The sequence below is a fragment of the Paenibacillus sp. FSL E2-0190 genome (assembly GCF_037992965.1).
GTDB classification, from domain to species: Bacteria; Bacillota; Bacilli; order Paenibacillales; family Paenibacillaceae; genus Paenibacillus_AQ; species Paenibacillus_AQ odorifer.
Map to the genome: position 1 here is coordinate 5330511 of NZ_CP150306.1, position 20918 is coordinate 5351428.

General features: G+C 43.9%; 18 protein-coding genes. 2 read left to right on the forward strand and 16 right to left on the reverse strand.

Annotated elements, in window-relative coordinates:
• Window positions 1-10: 10 nt before the first annotated feature.
• The 15 genes from NST25_RS23495 to NST25_RS23565 all read right to left on the reverse strand — a co-directional run bounded on the left by NST25_RS23495 (window position 11) and on the right by NST25_RS23565 (window position 17642).
• Window positions 11-1936 carry a stage V sporulation protein D gene (locus tag NST25_RS23495; RefSeq protein WP_076129053.1) on the reverse strand — a complete coding sequence of 642 codons (1926 nt, stop codon included), beginning with the start codon at window positions 1934-1936 and terminating at the stop codon, window positions 11-13.
• A 79-nt stretch (window positions 1937-2015) separates the two neighbouring features.
• Window positions 2016-4250, reverse strand: coding sequence for a penicillin-binding transpeptidase domain-containing protein (locus NST25_RS23500; protein WP_076129051.1), 2235 nt, complete (start codon window positions 4248-4250; stop codon window positions 2016-2018).
• A 46-nt stretch (window positions 4251-4296) separates the two neighbouring features.
• Window positions 4297-4689, reverse strand: a complete 393-nt coding sequence (locus NST25_RS23505) for a septum formation initiator family protein (RefSeq protein WP_036683668.1) — start codon at window positions 4687-4689, stop codon at window positions 4297-4299.
• 23 nt (window positions 4690-4712) lie between these two features.
• Window positions 4713-5666 (reverse strand): 16S rRNA (cytosine(1402)-N(4))-methyltransferase RsmH, encoded by a 954-nt coding sequence (gene rsmH / locus NST25_RS23510; RefSeq protein WP_036683671.1) that lies wholly within the window; start codon window positions 5664-5666, stop codon window positions 4713-4715.
• A 36-nt stretch (window positions 5667-5702) separates the two neighbouring features.
• The gene (gene mraZ, locus NST25_RS23515) at window positions 5703-6140 is read right to left on the reverse strand and encodes a division/cell wall cluster transcriptional repressor MraZ (protein ID WP_036683674.1); all 438 of its coding nucleotides are present in this window, start codon (window positions 6138-6140) and stop codon (window positions 5703-5705) included.
• Window positions 6141-6403: 263 nt separating this feature from the next.
• Window positions 6404-7675, reverse strand: a complete 1272-nt coding sequence (locus NST25_RS23520) for an adenosylhomocysteinase (RefSeq protein WP_170914265.1) — start codon at window positions 7673-7675, stop codon at window positions 6404-6406.
• A 100-nt stretch (window positions 7676-7775) separates the two neighbouring features.
• Window positions 7776-9407, reverse strand: a complete 1632-nt coding sequence (bshC, locus tag NST25_RS23525) for a bacillithiol biosynthesis cysteine-adding enzyme BshC (protein WP_076129044.1) — start codon at window positions 9405-9407, stop codon at window positions 7776-7778.
• A 230-nt stretch (window positions 9408-9637) separates the two neighbouring features.
• The gene (locus NST25_RS23530) at window positions 9638-10558 is read right to left on the reverse strand and encodes an ATP-binding cassette domain-containing protein (RefSeq protein WP_036683682.1); all 921 of its coding nucleotides are present in this window, start codon (window positions 10556-10558) and stop codon (window positions 9638-9640) included.
• Window positions 10555-11550, reverse strand: a complete 996-nt coding sequence (locus tag NST25_RS23535; protein WP_036683686.1) for an ABC transporter ATP-binding protein — start codon at window positions 11548-11550, stop codon at window positions 10555-10557. The genes NST25_RS23530 and NST25_RS23535 overlap by 4 nt, the downstream gene beginning before the upstream one ends.
• 11 nt (window positions 11551-11561) lie before the next feature.
• A complete protein-coding gene (locus NST25_RS23540) occupies window positions 11562-12497 on the reverse strand; it encodes an ABC transporter permease (protein WP_036683689.1) in 936 nt (311 codons plus the stop codon).
• A gap of 3 nt (window positions 12498-12500) precedes the next feature.
• The gene (locus NST25_RS23545; protein ID WP_036683691.1) at window positions 12501-13433 is read right to left on the reverse strand and encodes an ABC transporter permease; all 933 of its coding nucleotides are present in this window, start codon (window positions 13431-13433) and stop codon (window positions 12501-12503) included.
• Between the two features lie 220 nt (window positions 13434-13653).
• Window positions 13654-15363 carry a peptide ABC transporter substrate-binding protein gene (locus tag NST25_RS23550; RefSeq protein ID WP_076129042.1) on the reverse strand — a complete coding sequence of 570 codons (1710 nt, stop codon included), beginning with the start codon at window positions 15361-15363 and terminating at the stop codon, window positions 13654-13656.
• 150 nt (window positions 15364-15513) lie between these two features.
• Entirely contained in the window at window positions 15514-15900 is a 387-nt protein-coding gene (locus NST25_RS23555; RefSeq protein ID WP_076129040.1) for a DUF3397 domain-containing protein, read from the reverse strand.
• Between the two features lie 21 nt (window positions 15901-15921).
• Window positions 15922-16884, reverse strand: a complete 963-nt coding sequence (locus tag NST25_RS23560; RefSeq protein WP_076129038.1) for a 2-dehydropantoate 2-reductase — start codon at window positions 16882-16884, stop codon at window positions 15922-15924.
• Between the two features lie 107 nt (window positions 16885-16991).
• On the reverse strand, window positions 16992-17642 hold the full coding sequence (locus tag NST25_RS23565; RefSeq protein WP_036683702.1) for an RsfA family transcriptional regulator: 651 nt from the start codon (window positions 17640-17642) through the stop codon (window positions 16992-16994).
• A 345-nt stretch (window positions 17643-17987) separates the two neighbouring features.
• On the opposite strand from NST25_RS23565, the gene NST25_RS23570 reads away from it, so the two are divergent.
• On the forward strand, window positions 17988-18224 hold the full coding sequence (locus tag NST25_RS23570; RefSeq protein WP_036683705.1) for a DUF2626 family protein: 237 nt from the start codon (window positions 17988-17990) through the stop codon (window positions 18222-18224).
• Window positions 18225-18364: 140 nt separating this feature from the next.
• Window positions 18365-19492: a hypothetical protein gene (locus NST25_RS23575; RefSeq protein WP_340392601.1), complete on the forward strand. Its 1128-nt coding sequence runs from the start codon at window positions 18365-18367 to the stop codon at window positions 19490-19492.
• Here NST25_RS23575 and NST25_RS23580 read toward each other — a convergent pair.
• Window positions 19484-20710: an extracellular solute-binding protein gene (locus NST25_RS23580; protein ID WP_076302465.1), complete on the reverse strand. Its 1227-nt coding sequence runs from the start codon at window positions 20708-20710 to the stop codon at window positions 19484-19486. The two genes, NST25_RS23575 and NST25_RS23580, sit on opposite strands and share 9 nt — an antisense overlap.
• Between the last annotated feature and the right edge of the window lie 208 nt (window positions 20711-20918).

Consider the following 20918-nt stretch of genomic DNA (forward strand, 5'->3'; position numbering starts at 1 on the left):
ACCTTAATCATTATTCACTAGATGCTCCCATATAAATCCTGATGGTTGAGCCCTGTTCTACTCTGGCCCCAGCCTTAGGAGCTTGATTGATGACCGTATTTCCTGTGCCTGAACGTGCAAGATTAAAATTCATATTTAAATCCTCATAGATATCCTGCACCGTTGCTCCGGTAAGATCAGGTACGGTCACTATCGGAGTTTCGCCATACTTATAAGTTTTGGGAAGCTGATCACTGCGCTCCGGAACCTTCATATAGTGCAGCGAGTCTTCCAAAATATTTTGCACGATTGGAGCTGCAACCACACCCCCAAATTGAATCCCTTTCGGATTATCCACGGCAGTGTACACAACGATCTGAGGATCATCCGCTGGCGCAAAGCCAATAAAAGAAACAATGTGCTCTGTTGGAGAATAACGTCCATTTACAACCTTCTGTGCAGTACCCGTCTTGCCACCTACACGATAGCCGTCAATAAAAGCCGGCCGTCCTGTGCCTTTGGCAACCACGCTCTCAAGTGCTGCCCGCACCTTCTTGGATGTCTCCTCCGAAATGACCTGCCGCACAAGCTCTGGCTTCACCTCTGATACAGTCTCTCCAGTAACCGGATTAACCCATGCTTTTGTTACATGCGGTTTATAGAGATTACCGCCGTTGATAGCCGCGGATACCGCAGCAATCTGCTGAATAGGCGTAACCGAAACCCCTTGACCAAAGGCTGTAGTCGAAAGCTCTACCGGACCTACTTGATTAAGCTTGAACAGAATACCATTAGCTTCCCCATTCAGATCAATTCCCGTTTTGCTGCCAAAACCAAAATCCCTAATATATTTGAAAAGTGATTCTTTTCCCAGCCGTTGCCCTAAGGCGACAAACCCAGGGTTACAAGAGTTCTCAACTACCTGTAGAAAGGTTTGACTACCATGACCGCCCTTTTTCCAGCAGCGCAGCTTTGCCCCCGCCACCTCGATAAAACCCGGATCATAGAAATGATCGTTCTGAAGATCTACTTTACCTTCCTGCAGCGCAGCAGCCAGAGTGATGATTTTGAACGTTGAACCAGGTTCATAGGTCATCCAGATAGGCAGATTCCGGTTGTAAATCTGCGCATCATATTCCTTGTATGATGCTGGTTCATACCCCGGTCTGCTAGCCATGGCTAGTATCTCACCATTCTTCGGATTCATAGCTATAGCCCAAGCACCCTGCGCCTGATATTTCACCATAGCCTGATCAAGCTCACGTTCCATAATGGACTGGATCTGTTTATCAATCGTCAGCTGCAGATTAAGTCCGTCTTGAGGGGCAGAATATTTCTCAGATGAGCCAGGCATAAGTCTTCCACCTGCATCAGACAAATAAGAAATATTACCGGCTATGCCTTTGAGCAGATTGTCATATATACTCTCTACTCCTGTAATGCCCTGGTTATCTATACCTGTGAAGCCTAGAATATGCGCGGCTAAATCGCCGTAAGGGTAATACCTTTTGCTATCCTCAGCGACAACGATGCCCGGCAGCTGCAAATCACGGATGCTCGCGGCAAGATCCATCGTAATTTTGCGGCCGCCGGGCTGAAGTTTCACCGACATTTCTTTTTTGGACAGCAATGTCATCAGCTTCTCCTCAGTCATCCCAAGCAGTGGAGCTAATTGCTGTGCTGTCTTTTGCTTCTCTTTTACCTGCACCGGTACTGCATACACTGTAGGTGTGGTGATATTAGAAACGAGCGGCACACCTTCACGATCCATAATTTCACCACGTTTAGCGGTAAAAGGAATATTGCGGCGCAAGGAATCTTCTACCTTCGCAGTCAATTCCTCGCCTTGAGATAATTGCACATACGCAAGACGCACGACCAGCGAACCGAATAACACTGCCAGTCCCAGCAATGTCCACAGCATTCTCCGCCGTGTTACGACTTTGGAAACCTTCATTCCGTTCTCCCCCACTTTCAACAATAGACATGAGCTCTTATCTTCATGACTATTCGGGACAAACAGGGGTTAGAACAAGCTATGTTCCGCTCTCGGAATCTGTCCCCTCATCAGCAGGCGGGGCCACGGGAATATCTTCGCCATAATCATTTAATGGCTTCATTTTCAAAGTGACCAAGGTCTTGCCATTTTGCGTTCCTACAATCTGTTCTGAGACGTAACCTTCACCGTCTACCGCAATCTCTACTTTTAGTAGAGTTAGAATTTCAAGTGCATCACGCAGGGATTCCCCTTTTAAATCTGGAATGGTAGGCTGAGCCCCCTGCGGACTTAATAAATAGATCCGTTGCCCTGTAGCAAGCTTAGTACCTGCCTCAGGATATTGACTCTCTACAGTAGATCCTTCACCGACCACTACATAATCGAAGCCTTGATCCAAAAGTGCTTCTCTTGCTTCCTTCATCGTCTTGTCTGTTAGATCTGGTGTAGTCCGAAGTGCGACTGTTTCAGTCTTAGCCGGCTTTTTACTGCTGCTATCACTAGCCTCAGACGCCAGCTTAGGTACTCCCATGTATTGCAGAGACTGGGATACAATCTCTTTAAATACTGGAGCAGCTGCCTTACCGCCGCCAACCTCAACGTTCGGTTCGTCAATAATGACAATAACAGCGATCTTTGGATCATCAACAGGAGCATAACCAATAAAGGAGACAAGTACTTTGGATTTCACATAATCCTTACCTTCAACCTTGATAGCCGTTCCTGTCTTACCTGCCACGCGATAGCCGTCAATATAAGCGTTGCGGCCTGTTCCTTTTACTTGGTCAGCAACAACCTGCTCCAAATATTCACCCGTTTTCTTGGCGCTTTCCTCATCAATCACCTGACGCACTACACTAGGCTGAGTAACCTTTGTCTCACCAGTGTTAGGGTTTGTGACCTCCTTAACTACATACGGAGTCATCAACTTCCCCCCATTAGCTATAGCAGATACGGCAACTAGCTGTTGAAGTGGGGTTACTAGCACTTTACCGTGTCCATATGCGAGTGTCGCAATTTCTATAGGACGTCCAAGGTTAGGGTTAACTACCCCGCTTACTTCTCCTGGCAGATCGATTCCCGTTTTCTCATTGAAGCCAAAATCATTGATATACTGTAATAGCTTGTCCTGTCCGAGCATTTCATATAGCTTAACGAATAGAACGTTACTAGAACGTTTCACACCTTCAAGAAAACTGATTTGCCCCCATCCAGCATGATTAATATCATGCAGTGCTTTACTATATCCCTTTATCCGGATGGACCCGGACAAAAATGTCGCAACAGGATCAAAAAGCTTCTCTTCTACTGCGGCGGCAAGCGTTACAATTTTGAAAGTGGAACCAGGCTCGTATTTAGATTTAATAGCATGATTATAGAATCCCGCCCCATCGGCCCCGGTCTTCCAAAATTCATTTGGATTATAGGTAGGCATATTGGCTAATCCCAAAATCTCCATCGTGTTCGGATCAGCAGCAATGACACTCATACTTTTTGGCTTATATTGCGCATACGCCTTTTGCATGGCCTCTTCTATATAATGCTGGATCGTACTATCGATTGTAAGCTTGAAATTACTTCCATTTACTACTGGCTTATAGGTATCTTGTGAATCCGGCAATTTTACCCCTTGACCGTCACTTTGATAAAGCAGCTTGCCATCGGCACCCTTAAGCTCCGTATCAAAGTATTTTTCCAGTCCCATGATAGCATTGCCGTCCCTATCTGTATAACCTAAGATATGTGCAGCTAATTCATCTTTTGGATAATATCGTTTCTGCTCTCTAACAAGCCCAATACCGGTCTCTTGAATTTTATGTTCTTTACCTAGGGCTACATAAAATTCTTTCACCTTATCGGCAAGCTCCTGATCAATCTTCCAGCCTTCATTACGAATCTCACGGTTCTTGAGGTAAGCACCCGTCTTTTCGTCCTTGGCTTCAACCAGCTTACGCAGCTCATCCTCTGGTTTGCCGAGCAATTCGTGCAATCCTGTGATGACCTCTTCCCCGATGCCTTGTTGTTGAATCACTTCAGGATTCACCACCACGGTATAAGCAGGGACATCGCTAGCGAGCACACTCCCGTTACGGTCAGAAATCGTACCTCGCTCCGCTTTGATAGTTGAGGAATGCGCCCAAAGTGTGGCGGCCTTTTCCTGCCATTCCTCACCTTGCATAACTTGAATCCAGAACACTCTAACGATCAAAACAAGAAAAAAGAGGGTAATACACCCTCCTATAAACAGCGTGCGAAGTTTTATTCTTTTCAGCATAAGCGAACCTCACAACTTTTTTTATTGCGATCTTGCCAATCGCTCACTAATTATCACCTGGAGTCGTTGCTGAGCTTGCCGGAATATAGATTGTTGCATTCTCATCCGGGGACACATAACCAAGATCCCGTGCTTTTTGGGCGACTTTCTGCTCTAAATTCTGCTTTTCCATCTGATACGTAGAAATCTGCTTCTTGGCTGTTGCAATATCCTGATCTAATTTCTGAGCCTGCAAGTTCAAATCATAAATTTGGACGTAACGTGAAATCAGGGTGATCGCCACCAGAACGCATACTCCTAGCGTCAGCATATACAAAAGTTTCTCTTGCAGCGGAAGTACTCTTCGTCTGGTAACTACTTTTGTCTTCTCGCGGTAAAGGGGGTTTACCTCTTCTTTTCTTTTGGGCTGAACTGCTAAATTGCCGCGGGTATAGGCCATCTCTGACTCTCCTTTATCGTCAATTACAATTTTTCTGCAATGCGCAGCTTAGCTGAGCGGGCTCGGGTATTAAGCTCAAGCTCTTCTTCAGAAGGCACAAGCGGTTTACGATTGATTAACTTAAGCGTGCCTTTCGCGCCGCATACGCAAAACGGAAAGTCAGGCGGGCATGTACATCTGCTTAAATAGCTGCTAAAAATTTGCTTGCAAATTCGGTCTTCGAGCGAATGAAAGGTGATGACGGATACTCTGCCTCCTGGTGCAAGGCAACGTACTGCACTATGTAGCCCTTCTTCAAAAGCACCCAATTCGTCATTCACAGCAATCCTTAATCCTTGAAAGCTACGTTTAGCGGGATGCCCTCCTGTTCTTCGAGCAGCTGCCGGGATACCTTCCTTGATCAGTTCTGCTAATTCTCCTGTTGTCTCAATAGGAGCTTCTTCTCTTCTGTCTACAATTTTTCTAGCGATTCTCCGCGAGAATTTCTCTTCTCCATATTGGAAAAGAACACGGGCAATCTCCTGCTCGGACCATGTATTCACAATTTCAGCAGCCGTCAAAAGTGCTGACTGATCCATGCGCATGTCCAGCGGAGCATCATGATTGTAACTAAAGCCTCGTTCCCCTTCGTCAAACTGAGGAGAGGATACGCCAAGATCAAAGAGCACTCCATCTACTTGGGGAATACCATCTGTTTGTGGCACAAAGGGCACATCCTTAAGTACACTCTCCAGATCACGGAAGTTAGTCTTAATAGTCACAACCTTGTCTCCGTATTCCGCTAATCTTTCTTTGGCGTTCTCCAAAGCCCAATCATCTTGATCCAAACAGATTAAACGGCCTTCGCCGCTAAGCTTGGAAGCGATAAGTGAGCTGTGACCCGCTCCACCGAGAGTGCAATCTACATAGATTCCGTCTTTTTTGATGTGCAGCCCTTCTGTCGCTTCTTCCTTAAGCACCGTGATGTGGTGAAACAAGCTGCATCCCTCCAGGACAGTATTCGTTATTGTGTTTTATAGATCAAAATTGAAATCCACCAATTTCTCAGCGATTTCGTTGAACGATTCCTCGGACTGTTCGAAGTACTGTTCCCAAAGCTCTTTGTTCCAGATTTCCACCCGGTTCGAAACGCCCAGAATGACACAGTCTTTGTCCAGTTTGGCATACTGCCGTAAATTGGCCGGCAGATTTACCCTTCCCTGCTTATCCCAAACACATTCAGTTGCACCTGAGAAAAAAAAGCGGCTAAATGCGCGGGCATCTGATTTCATCAGCGAAAGGCTTTTAAGCTTTTGTTCCATGATTGCCCATTCTTCCATGGGATAAACAAACAGGCAGGAGTCTAGGCCGCGGGTCGTCACGAAGGAGGTTCCGAGCAATTCACGGAGTTTAGCCGGAATAATGATTCGGCCTTTGTCGTCAATGCTGTGTTGATACTCTCCCATGAACATCCTTTTTCCCACCCCTAATCCCTGAATCCCCACTTTACCCCACTTTTCACCACTTAAGCATAATAGATTCGCCATTAAAAATCAAAAACCTTTTTCTGGCCAAGGAAATTTTTCCTAAATCAGATAGCTCGTTTCCCGAAAAACATTTCTCCACAGAAAAAAGCCATACAATCGGAATCTTGTCCGTTGCATGGCTTTGTTAAAAAAGTTGCTTCAGTTCAAGGTACACTGGTTAATACACTTTATTGTTATGCGTTCAGTTATTAATCGTTCAAATTCCAGCTGTCCAAATAATCGACTTGTGCCGGAGTGAGGCTATCGATGTTAATGCCCAGACTTTCCAGCTTATAACGTGCTACTTGCTCATCCAGCTCATAAGGAACATTTTCAACTTTTACGCCAATGCTCTTATAATTATCATTTACATATTTCAGCGACAGTGCCTGGAGTGCAAAGGTTGTATCCATAATTTCAGCAGGGTGACCATCAGCAGCACCCAGATTTACAAGTCTACCTTCAGCAAGCAGATATAATTTACGTCCGTCACGAAGCTGGTACTCTTCGATATTTTTGCGAACGGTACGTTGGGATACGGATCTTTCCGACAGCTCAGGCTTATTCACTTCAACGTCGAAATGGCCCGCGTTGCACATGATTGCTCCATCCTTCATCACATCATAATGTTCACCGCGAATTACATAACGGTTACCAGTTACTGTAACGAAGAAATCACCAACCTTAGCTGCTTCCAGCATTGGCATTACTTCAAAACCGTCCATATGTGCTTCAACGGCTTTAATCGCATCAACTTCTGTGACAACCACTTTTGCTCCAAGTCCTTTGGCGCGCATGGCAACACCTTTACCACACCAGCCGTAACCGACAACAACTACTGTTTTGCCCGCTACGATAAGGTTGGTTGTGCGAATAATTCCATCCCATGCCGATTGGCCAGTGCCATAACGGTTATCAAACAAATATTTGCAGTAGGCATCATTAACCGCGACCATTGGGAACTTCAATACGCCTTGCTTTTGCAGAGCTTTTAGACGAATAATCCCGGTAGTTGTTTCTTCAGCCCCCCCGCGAATATTCTCCATCAGATCAGGACGCTCCGAATGCAGCAATGTAGCAAAATCCCCACCGTCATCAATAATCAAGTCCGGTTTGCTCTCCAGTGCTTTGATATTAAGGGCTTTAAATTCTTCAGGAGACGGATTGTATTTAGCAAATACTGTGATTCCATCCTCCACAAGCGCTGCACAAACATCATCCTGTGTAGAAAGTGGATTCGAACCTGTAATGGTTACATCTGCACCACCAGCTTTGACAACCTTCGCCAAATAAGCGGTTTTAGCTTCCAAATGCAATGTGATCGATACTTTCAGACCTTTAAATGGCTGTTCTGCTTCAAACTGCTCACGAATACGGTTCAGTACCGGCATATGCTGGCGAACCCAGTCGATTTTCAAATGCCCTTCCGGTGCGAGTGACATATCAGCCACGATACTATTTTGTTTAGATGAACTCATTATGAAACCTCCTAAAAGTTTTGTGGGAAATAACTCCAGTGATCTGCTTCGTACAAAACTCACTTCGTAAGCATAAGCTTAGTTTTATGAAGCGATACTTCCATTACATATAAATGATGCGATGTGTTCCACTGTAATCCGGTTCAACCGTCATTAACTCATCCAGCCAAGCAAGTCCGTACCGGTTCAAGTAATACATGATATTGTACACTCTTTCCTGCAGTTTACCCAGTGGCATTAACGACAGCTCGATTCGCTCCCATTGCCGGATTGCAGCTTCGTTCTGTTTTGCCATTGCATCTTGGGCTTTCGCCTGTAAAAAAGTAATCTGATCTAGAATCTTCTCTTTATTGTTATTCCCCAGCTTAAGCAGACCGGCCTGAACCGTTCCAAGCTGCTCAATCAGCGGTTCGTACATGGCGGCGAATGAGGTCTTGGTTTCTTCAAAACGACGTTCAATCCCCAGCTCATCCTGTGCGGCCAGCCATTCATGTCTTTTATGATCCAGTCCTTGTCTTACATCCTCAAAGCTAAGTTGATATTTATCCATATGCTTGTGCAGCGTACCTTCTACGACAGTAAAAGACATTCTAGGGATAATTAACGGCATTTCTCCCCCAATGGTCTCAAACGCACGACGCGGAATGGCCCAGTAAGCAATCTCACCTTGACCCAGCACCGTTGCCAGAACAGGCAACACATAATCCTGCATAAGTGGACGTGTCAGCACATTATTGCTAAAGCGTTCCGGATGTGCCTGCACCTCCTCAAGTAATTCATCACGGGAAAAGGATACCTGACCCTTGCGATCCGTAAAGATTCCGTCCTTCTTGTGAAGCAGAAGCCGTGTACCTTCATGAATATAAAAGAGGTTGGCATTGCCAGCTGTAACATCAGCCTGAAGCTCATATCCGGCGCCCACAATATCAGAAGCAGAATTCATATACGCTGTTTCCAGTGCATCATTCTGCATAATTAGCGAAGTGAAAAATGGCTGTTCTAACTTACGTAAGTTGGGATCAGCAGAATCAAGCAGAATTAGACCAAATTTACCAAATAATGAACCCATCAGCTTGGCAAATGCATCCGTCATACTATCTGCTCTAAAAGAAGAAGTGCGAATGAATTCCATAATCTGCGGCTTAAAGTCGCTTTCCTGAAGCAGACCGTCTAACTGTTCTACTACCTGCTGCCAGCTTTCCTCTTCTACACGAATATCACTTACTGAGGAGCGTTTCTCTTCTGACTTTTCTATCTTAATCTTAGTAATCTCCTGCGTACGATTCAGTACATACGTATGATTCACTTCATCCCAGTCATGATCTTCACCTGCAATCCAGAATAAAGGAACTACCGGTCGGCCGAGTTGTTCAGCTGCTTCTTTTGCCGCCATAATAGTAGTTGCAGCTTTATATACCACTAACAGGGGTCCAGTAAATAGTCCGCTTTGCTGCCCACCTGTCACCACTAATGTCCCCGGCTGCTCTAAGAGCGCCAGCGAAGCCATCACCGCATCATGCGAGTTATGCTTTTCATTATATTGACGCAGACACTCAGCAATCTGAGTCCGGTCGGCACGAAGGCTTTCTCTGCCGTCTAGCCACTCCGCCCTTCTACTTCTACTTTCTTTATTGCGGAAATCCCCACCGTACAAATGACTAACCTTTTCAAAATGATCTATATAGTCGCGCGAGAGTGCAGATCCACCCTTGAGCGGTTCCGTTACAATATTCATTTGCTAGTGCCTCCAGTTCTACTAAGCAGTTATATGTAAATCCAAGTTCGTAAAAACTCTCTATGATTGTATCCAAAGTCAGGAGCCGCGTCAAAGTAAAACATGTCTTGATATCAGCAACACAGGTACAGCCAACTGTTCAATTATACTATAAATTCATTAAATAATATCCTAAATACATACAAGAGGCGAGAGCATAATGCTCCCGCCTTTGAAAACCTAAGTATAAATTATGCGAATTTTTTGCTGACAAAGTGGCCTTTAGATACTTCTACTAATTCAAAGTCACTGTCATTGGTCTTATCGTTAGCAGAATAAATAGGGCTGCCAAGCTCATCATGCAAGTGAATACGTTTTTTGTTGACTTCAATTTCCGGATCCGGAACTGGAATAGCCGACAATAGGGATTTAGTATAAGGGTGGATAGGATTTGCATAAAGCTCTTCACTTTCCGCCAACTCAACCATTTTACCCAAGTACATAACTGCTACGCGATCACTGATATGTTTAACCATGGACAGATCATGCGCGATGAAAAGATAAGTCAATCCAAGACGATCTTGCAGTTCTTTAAGCAAGTTAACGACCTGAGCTTGAATGGATACGTCAAGTGCGGAAATCGGCTCATCACAAACGATGAACTTAGGATTAACCGCTAACGAACGGGCAATCCCGATACGTTGACGTTGTCCACCGGAGAATTCATGCGGATAACGGGTTGCATGGTCATGGTTAAGACCAACCATATCCAGCAGTTCTTCAATCCGTTTCTTACGTTCTGCACGGCTGCCAGCCATTCCGTGAATGTCCAGTGCCTCGCCAATGATATCAGAAACCGTAAACCGCGGGTTAAGCGATGCGTACGGATCTTGGAAAATCATTTGCATGTCACGGCGCATAGCCTTCATTTGATTTCCAGGCAATTTATAAATGTCTGTACCATTATATTTCACACTTCCAGCAGTTGGCTCATACAAGCGAAGAATCGTACGTCCAGCAGTAGTCTTACCACAACCGGACTCACCTACCATCCCAAGTGTCTCGCCCTCACGGATCGTGAAGTTAATATTATCAACAGCCTTAAGAACCTTACCTTTACCTACATTAAAATATTTCTTAAGACCTTCTACCTCTATTAGGTTCTTACTCAAGAGTACTGCACCTCCTTGGCCATCGAATGCAGATTCCAGCAACGCGCCATATGCGTTTCGCTGAATTCTGTGGCGCCGGGATCGATTTGTTCGCACACATGCATCGCTTCATTGCAACGAGCAGTGAACGGACAGCCGATCGGCGGCTTGATCAGATCTGGCGGTGTGCCGATGATCGGAATAAGCGGCTCGCCTTTCTTTTGGTCCAGACGCGGCATTGAGCGCAGCAGACCTTTGGTGTATGGATGTTGTGGATTTTTAAAGATTTCCCATCTTGTTCCGGTCTCCACAACCTCACCTGCATACATTACAATCACCCGATCACACATGCCAGCAACTACGCCCAGATCATGTGTAATCAGAATAATGGAGGTACCTAGTTTTTGCTGCATCTCTCTCATAACTTCCATGATCTGCGCCTGAATGGTTACATCTAGAGCTGTTGTAGGCTCATCTGCTATCAGCAAAGCCGGACGGCAAGCTAACGCGATTGCGATCATTACACGCTGGCGCATACCGCCTGAGAATTCGTGGGGATATTGGTTAAAGCGAGCCTCCGCATTTTTGATGCCTACTAATTTCAACATCTCCATACCTTGCTTTTTCGCTTCGGCCGCTGACATTTTCTGATGTTTAATCAAAACTTCAGTGATCTGTTTGCCCACTTTGATGGTTGGGTTCAGAGAAGTCATCGGGTCTTGAAAAATCATGCCAATATCTTTACCGCGAATAGATTCCATTTCTTTCATGCTTTTGTCTAGCAGATTCTGTCCTTGAAAAATAATCTCTCCCTTTTTCACTTTAGAAGGTGGAGAAGGGATCAACCGCATAATCGATTGAGCAGTTACACTCTTACCGCTGCCGGACTCGCCGACGATGGCAACCGTTTCGCCTTTGCCAATTTCAAAATTCATACCACGGACAGCTTGTACTTCTCCGCCCTTAACAAAAAAGGAAATATGCAAATCTTTGACTTGTAAAATAGGTTCCATCCATATTCCTCCTATTTCTTCAGCTTAGGATCAAGCGCGTCACGAAGACCATCACCGAAAATGTTGAAAGAAAGCATTGTTAAGCTGATTAGGATCGCAGGGAATAAGAAGCGCCATGGATAGTACAACCAGCCGGTGAGTGAGTCATTGATCATCGATCCAAGTGAAGCAACAGGAGCTTGTACACCAAGACCCAAGAAGCTTAGGAAGGCCTCAGCAAAGATAGCATTTGGTACAGACAGTGTAATGGTTACGATAATCGGACCAACCGCATTCGGCAGAAGGTGCTTGAACAACAGTCTCGCAGAACCAGCACCCATGGAACGGGACGCCAATACGAATTCACGATTCTTGAGCTGCATAATTTCTCCACGCACAATCCACGACATCGTAATCCAGCCTGTAATGGTTAGAGCTAGGATGATTGTTCCAAGACTTGGCTCAAGAACGACCAAGAGCAAGATTACAACCAGCAAATAAGGAATAGAATACAAAATTTCAGAGAATTTATTCATAATATTATCTACACGGCCACCGAAGAAGCCCATAATGCCTCCGTAGATAACACCGATGAACAAGTCGATGGCTGCCGCAGCAAGACCAACGATCAAGGAAATCCGTGCACCGTACCAAGTACGAACAAAGATATCACGACCAAGATCATCCGTTCCAAACCAGTGATCGGAGGAAGGGGGCTTATTGGTGCTCATCAAATCATTAGAATAATAGTTATATTTCGAGATAAAAGGTGCAAAAATCGCTGCAAGTACAATCAAACCCAGGATACCGAGCGCAGTCATCGCCATTTTATTTTGACGCAACCGTTGCCAAGAGTCTTTCCAAGCAGAGAGACTCTCACGCTGGATAACTTCGGCTTCTTTTTCATCTACACCGACTTTTTGAAAATCTTCCGGTTTTAGATTTAGCAAGTTATTTTCAGTAGCCACTATTTAGCCCTCCTTTCCTCCACTTAATTTCATACGTGGGTCAATTAATACATAAGCAATATCCGTAATAAAGCGGGCAACCATGAGTAATACACCATAGAAAATGGTTATCCCCATAATAACGGTATAGTCACGGACACCAATCGCTTCCACGAACTGTTTACCAATACCCCCAACACCAAAGATCTGCTCGATAACAACCGAACCAGTTACGATGTTAGCTGTCATTGGACCCATATAAGTAACAACAGGTAGAATTCCGTTACGAAGTACATGGCGGCTCAGAATAGCCATCCAGCTCAATCCCTTTGCTTTAGCCGTTTTGATATAATCCGCATTCAAAACTTCAAGCATACTTGAACGGGTCAAGCGGGCGATAAAGGCGATCGGCTGTGCCGAGAGCGCGGCCACGGGTAAGAAATAATAGATCGGCCCTTTAAAACCTGAAACCGGTACCCAACCCAGTTTGAAAGCAAATACATACTGCAGTAATGACGCGACTACAAAGCTCGGAACCGCAATCCCCAGAACTGCCAGCACCATAGCTGCGCTGTCAATAAACTTTCTGTGATAGAGTGCCGCCAACATGCCGAGAAATACTCCGACAATAACCGCCACAACGATTGCGACGAGTCCCAGCTTCAGCGACGCTGAAAAGGTTTGACTGATCAAATGTGATACATCTTGATTTAGGCGTTTCATTGAGACACCTAGGTCACCTTGGATAATATCACCTAAATACTTAAAATACTGATGAGAGAGCGGCTTGTCCAGACCATATTGTTCCATCAGACGTGCTTTAATTTCTGGCGGTACCTTCTTTTCAGAAGTAAACGGATCCCCCGGAATAGCTTTCATCAAGAAAAAGGTAGCTGAAATCAATACAAATAGAGAAACCAACATATAGAAAAACTTATTTGCGACATAACGAACCATCCCCATCACACCTCCTCCGACAATTTTTGATACACATAATAATGATTTTATGAAAAAAACGGATTTTTGTCTATTTTCTATATATGTTATTAATAACATTAATTAACAAATAGACAGGAATACAAAAAAAGGGATATATATGGAATTCCACATATATATCCCGAAGTATTCTGCAACTTCAGTCAACTAACTATTCTGTTGTAATTACTAAAGCAATATCTTAGTGCTCAAGCAAGTATCCGCGAGTCAAGTCAATTGCACCACTAAAGTCAAGAGTAACACCTTTAAGGTACTCTTTAGTCAGGGAGTTGTTAGTGTAGTAGTACAAAGGAATCAGAACCATATCTTGCTCAATGAGCAATTTCTCAGCTGCAGCAAACTTTTCTTGACGTACTGCCAAGTCAGTGCTTGTTTTAGCTTCGCTGATCAATTTGTCATACTCAGGGTTAGCGTAACCAGTATCATTGTTACCGCCACCTGTTACCCACATATCAAGGAAAGTCATTGGATCATTGTAATCCGCAGTCCAACCAGCACGAGCAACTTGGTAGTTCAGGTTTTGACGGTTTTCAATAAATACAGCCCACTCTTGGTTAACGGTTTGTACGTCGATACCAAGATTGTTTTTCCACATATCAGCAATCGCCAAAGCGATTTTCTTGTGACCTTCACTTGTGTTGTAAGTCAGGGAGAATGTAGGCAGTTTATCCATACCTTCTTCTTTCAGACCTTCAGCAAGCAATGTTTTAGCTTGTTCTAGATCTTCAGTGAAGTAGCTATCTTTAACTGCTGTACGGTATTCACCATCAGCACCAGCGATACCCGGAGGTACATAACCGTAGGCTGGGAATTGTCCACCTTGTACTACATTGTCAATCAAAGCTTGACGGTTAATGGACATTGCAAGAGCCTTACGGATTTTAGCGTTTGTGAAAGGTTTTTCAGTGATATTGAATTCGTAGTAGTATACGGAAGCAATACCTTTACGGCTGAATTCGTTAGGAAGTTCTTTTTGCACGATTGGAATTTGTTCTGATGGAATTTCACCAGTTGGTCCACCGGCACGATCGTATTCACCGTTCTTGTAGCTGAGCAGCTCAGTTGCACCGCTGTTTACAAGGGAGAAGTCGATTTTGTTAAGTTTAATGGAATCTTTATCCCAATATTTATCGTTTTTAGTTACAACAAGTGTTTGACCTGTAGTCCACTCAGTAAGAGTGAAAGCACCGTTAACGATCATAGTATCTTTGCTTGTTGCCCATTTAGGATTACTCTCAATGGATTTGTGTACAGGGTAATAAGTGTAGAAGGAAAGCAATCCAAGGAAGTAAGGAGTTGGGGCTTCAAGAGTAACTTCAAGAGTTTTCTCATCAACCGCTTTGACACCTACTTGACTGAAATCGGTAATTTCCTTGTTGTAGAACTTTTGAGCATTTTTGATGTAGTACAATTGATAAGCGTAAGGTGCAGCGGATGCAGCAGCAGGATCGAGCACGCGTTTCCAAGCGCGAACGAAGTCTTCTGTTGTTACAGGATCGCCATTACTCCATTGTGAATCACGGAGTTTGAAAGTATATACCAGACCGTCAGCGGAAACTTCCCAGCTTTCAGCAACACCTGGTTCAGCTTGACCAGATTCAGCATTCATGCGAGTCAGACCTTCGTACATTGTTGTCAGGACAGTGTGAGCTTGGCTATCTTGAGCCAATCCTGGGTCAAATGTTGGAGGCTCAGAACTAAGGTTAATTCTCAATGTTTGGTCAGCAGCCAATTTTTCTTCTGTAGCTGCATTACCAGTTGCCGTGTTACCAGTGTTAGCATTGTTACCTTTATTGCCGCTGTTTGCATTGTTTCCGCCGCAGCCAGCAAGCACTGTGCCGATAACAAGTACTAATGCAATCATTAGCAATAGACTTTTACTCTTCTTCATCTAGCAGTTCCCCCTAAATAGAATGTGGTATATGGTTTATGATTATACAACCAGTGGTCAAAAAAATCTAGTGCAATGTTTTCAGAAAATATTTTTTTTTTAAAACTTTAAACTTTTGTGACGTTGACGCTTCACCGAAGCAGTGGAACGTTACATCGCTTGTGATATGTAGGTAATTAGCCCAACAAACATAAATAATAAATATCCGAAGCTCATAAAAAAGAACGAAAGTCTCCAAACTGCCCGAAATAACCGCTTCCCATCTACCTTTCCTTTCATCCGATTTTGAGCTCCGCCAATCAGTCCAGCGGATATTAATACAATAATTAGTATAAGGTAAAACCCAAAACCGGAATTAAAGATGTTATTAAACAATGCGGAGACCGACAATAATAAAAAAAATGTGGTCACGTCCATAGCGAGCATAAAAGTTTTCTTTTTATCTTTTTTTAAGCCCTTTCCAATGAAAAAAACAATCAAAAACGGCACAATCGGAATAACGCTTAAAGTAATAACCGAATCCATCAGCAGTCCCATAGCTTCACCTCTCCCCAGAGATCATACCCCAATACCTTCTACTAATTGGCAGAGCCAGCGATTTAATGGTGCCGACACTCCAGATCGTTCTGCCATTTCTACAAGACTTCCATTGATCCAACGAATTTCTGTGGTTCTTGAAGCAAGTACATCTGCCAGCATAGATGAAATATTGCCAGACGTTAACCGGCACACCTGAAGGATGTTATCCCAAGCATCCTTATCATAAGTAATTTCACAGAAATCATACACCATTATTGCTTCTTCAAAAACTTCCTTCATTAATTGGAGGCGTTGCTCTGAAGACAACAGCTCCCCATTTGGAATACGCCAAATCGCCGTGAGTGGATTAATAACGGCATTGATCAAGAGCTTCCGGTAAATCATGGTATCCACTTCATTCGACAAAAAGGCTGCGAATCCTGCCATTATGAGAACTTCTATTAAATTATTCGCTTTTAAATCATTATGTATGCTATGAGCTTGTCCATCCCCTAAGCTCCATTTTCCTATCCACACCTCCCCTGCTCCTGCATGAATGACCTCAGTTAAGGATTTGCGCTTCGCAGCCTCCGTAGTCACAGCTACATATAAATTGGCGTTTGGCAACAAGCCTCCTAACATCTCCATATGTCCTGTACCATTCTGAAAACAAATCATATGTACTTGCTCTTCCTTAAGTAGGGATAGAAATTCAGGCAAATCATTATGTAGAGTATTCTGTTTAACCGTCACCACGATCCAATCACTCGGCTCTTCTAGATAAGCACCAGCGAACTCCCCTATTGGCGCGGATACAAACTGATCTTCCGAAATTGTTATCGGCTCGCGTCCATCCTCGTAGGTAACCGTTAAGCCATCACGCCCTAATCGTTGGCATTGTTCTATCCCTCGGCACCACAGCCTCACATCATTTCCGGCTTGGATCAGTCTCCCTGCCAGCAGCAGCCCGAGTGAACCTGCACCAATTATATCAATTTTCATATAACCCTCCTGCTGATCTTAAGCACAATTTTTCTAAGTATACCAAAAACCCCGCAAGTGGTGCTTAAAAAGCAGACCACTTGCGGGATTGTTAGTTAACCTATCGTTCATTCAATGCGTTCTAAATTTCCGTTACCATCCATTTTGAAACGAGTCTTCATTTCTTCTTCTTCTTCATTTAAGAAAGCAAGCCTGCGAGCACGATCCATAATCTGAATTAAAGCTTTGTAATCATCGTTGACTACCCGGTAGTCGCTTTGAGCAAGATTAACCTCTTTAGACAACCGCTCATTCTCAGATCGTAATTCTGTTAATTCATCTTCCTTCTCGCGCAGGTCTCTTTCCAGCATTTTCAGCTGACGTCCTGCTTCCTGGATCGTACCCTTCCATTGTCTTAAGAAACGAATGACCGCATCAATGGATAATGTGTTTTCACTTAATCCCTCACCGCGCCCAAATTCCTCATCGACATCACCCAGAATGAGACCAGCTACTTGCGCTCCTCTTACTGACGGCTGCTTTTTCAGGTAGCTACGCTTTTGACGTTGCCCTTTAGCAATACCGATGGCACCTTCATAACTTTTCCGAACACAACTGTTCCAGCGGAATCCGCAAGCGGCCGAAGTTCTGCCGATTTTTTCACCCACCTCTTCAAAAGCGGCAAGCTGTGTGCTGCCCTCCCGAATGTGTCGCAAAGTTACTTCTGCCAATATTAGATCATCTTCTGCACTCCAAGCGTCCTGTCTAACGGCTGTCATAAAGCCAAACCTCCTAACAACGTCATGAAATAACCATCTCCATAACCGGCAGTTCTGCCGGGTAGTGAATAGGGATAAAAGCTGCTTACTCCATTTCTATGCTTCTCATAGAGTTCATAGAATCTATTTGATACTAATTTGTATTTCCATTATCTGCGTACATCATACGCATAAAACTATAAATTCTCTTTTTTAAAGCACTAATCACTCAGGTCAATTATAAAAATCACATTTTTTGAAGATTAGTGCATTTTTTTCAATGAATTCGTTTACACATAATTATGTTGAGGGTATAATAAATCGAAGGAATATTCGTGAGATACATACTGGAAGGGGGACTCTCTCTTGGACCGCATGTTTCGGGTATTAGGTTTTTTCACATTAGCTATTGGATTGATGGCTTTCGCCGGAGGTCTAACAGAAATGGCCTTGCTTTTCTTTTTGCAAACTGCATTTTTCGTAATACTTGGCTATATGAAATTTACTGAAAAAACTTATGTTCTTCTCTTCTGGGCATACATGATTCTGACTTTCACCGGATTTAGTTATTGGACGATCTTTCAAATGGGTCTTCCACTATAAATTGTAGTACTCTTTTGGAGCGGATGAGGTCCTTATCTTATAAGGATCACTTCCGTTTTTTTGTTTGTATGCTATTTTAGAAGGGTTAAACATATTATTAGTACATACATATATCATTTCAAAAAAAAGGTGGTGGTGTGGTGCGCTCCCGCAATTTACAAAGCCGCATGATTGCAACCATACTAATTCTCTTCTGCTGTACTTTGTTTCCGTTACAACCTGTGAAGTACTTGTCTGCCGATCCTAGCGGTGATTTTTTCAACTCTGCTATACCAGATAATGAAGAAACCCGTAAACTACTTGAACAGACCTTGTCTTCTGCAGAAATCGAACGTGAAATCATCAAGATTACAGCCGAACAAAAAGCGCTTGAACAAAAGGTAGAAAGCCTGAACAGACAAGCTACCCAGAAAAAAACAGCCATTGCGGACCAACAGGAACGGGCAGGTGCAGTTGTGCGTTCTTATTATATGGGGGATAGAGATAATCTTCTGGCCGCGTTTTTTTCAGCAAAAAGTATCAGCAGATTCCTGGCTCTGTTCGATTATTATGAGATTATTATTGGAAATGACCGCGATATTCTCTCACAATATGAAGAACAATATAAGGATTTGAAGAATACCCTTCAGACTGCGAAGCGAAACTCGGAAGAGCTCGCCCGATTGCGCACGGCTCTGGAGGAACAGCAAGTTCGGGTAAACGCGCTCAACAAGGAAATTGAGGGTGGGATTAAAAATAGCAGCGATCCTGAAAATATGAGTACTCTACTTAAAGAATTCACATTATATTGGGAGAATATCGGCCTGCACGAGGTAAAAACCTATTTCAAGGCGTTATCCTCCGCAATGAATAAACTACCACAATTTGTTCAGAATCGAGAGGGTGTACTGACTCGAAAGGGAATGACTTATGAGCTAAACCTGAAGGAAGAGGACCTGAATGAATTTTTGCAATCGCAGAATTCGCTGTTTAAAGACTTCGCCTTTCATTTCAATGACGGATCGATTACTGCCACTGGAAAAAGCGGAGCGCTAGCCCTTTCACTGACCGGTCACTATACCATTCAGGAAGAACCGATCAACGGCCTTATATTCCAAGTCGATCATATTGTATTTAACGGTCTTGAATTGCCTGACACAACAAGAAAAACGTTGGAAGAAGAATTTGACTTAGGCTTTTATCCAGCCAAAATAGTATCTTTCCTTCGTGCCACGGCAGTAGATAGCCAAGAGGGCGTCTTGCATGTTAAGCTTTCCATTTCATTTTAGGCCTTCTTTTAGAAATTCTTTGTAGCCTTCTGCATCTATCTGCCCCGTTAATAGTAATGATACAGCTTCAACAACCTTACTCCAGCCGCCCTGTGACTCATCCTCCGGGGCGGTTTCTTCTGTCAGTAATAGCTCAACATCGAAAGGAAGCTTGTATTTAAAAGCATGCTCCGAACGATAAAGAACATCAAGCGCCGGCAAGCTCCCCGTATTCTCCAACCAATCCAGCTGAGCATCCTCTGAGGTGATAAAGGTCAGCCAATTCACAGCTTCCTTTGGACTTTGAGATTGAGCTGGAAGGGCAAAAGATCGACTGTAACAGGATTCAAACCCACCCCCATTATTAGCAGTCAGGGCCGGTACAGCAGCAAGGGATGAATTTCCATACTTCTGCCACTCGGATAACGGTAATGAAGCAACGGCGACACTACCTCCTTGTAGCATATCCCAGACATCTTTATTGTAGCGGCTGGTGAGATAAAAATAACTGCGGGCGTTCTGAGTCCAATTCAACACTTCTTGGTTATCTGCTAACAAGCTGCTATTCATGCTCTCCATTACCGCTGACAATCCATAAGGATTACGGGTATCCATCGCGAGTAAATATTTCCCTTGCTCTTTAAGCACATTCTGAAGCAGGATATTCCACTCTTCGAGGCTTTTGGGTAATGCATTAAAACCCAGCTCCGCCAGCCGTTGTGGGGAATAAACAAGCACGTAAGGATCTATATCTAACGGGACTCCCCAATTATATCCATTCCACTGCATCCAGGGGATCAACTGTGTTAACGGTGCACTCCCCGGAACGCTCTGATACACATCCATCGGCAATAAATATCCACGTGTGGCCCAGTCCAGAATGCTTCGTCCATCTGCCATGACGATATCCGGGCTGTCCCCGATCGTTAAATCATGCTTCAATACCTCATCGGCATCCTCCATATCCACATTGCTTAAAATAACATTTACTCCACTTTCTAGGGTATAACGGTTGCTAAGGAGCTCCAGTTCACTAAATTCTTCGCTATTTAACGATACTCTTATGTGTAAGCTATCTATAGTTCCCTCATCTCCGGAAGAGGGATGGGTTGACTGACTTTGTGGTCTTTTCATAGGACGTGGATCGTTACTGGTACTCAATTCCATACTGGGCGACAGGCTTGTCAGCGATAGTAGTAAAATTGCAAAAAGCAGCCAATAATTTTTGCGTTTCAGCACGATTTCCCACCTTCCCTTTTGATTGGTCTCCCCTATTTTACCAAACCCTCCGGTGCTTGTCTTTAGTTTGTGAAACCGTTCTCTTTCTATTATATGGGTGATACGCCAGAGGCATTAAAAATAGGAAGGTGATCTGACCGCCATTACAAGAAAGCTTTGGACTTCCGATCGCTGTTATCCTCAGATTTCCTGATTTAATTACCGCATC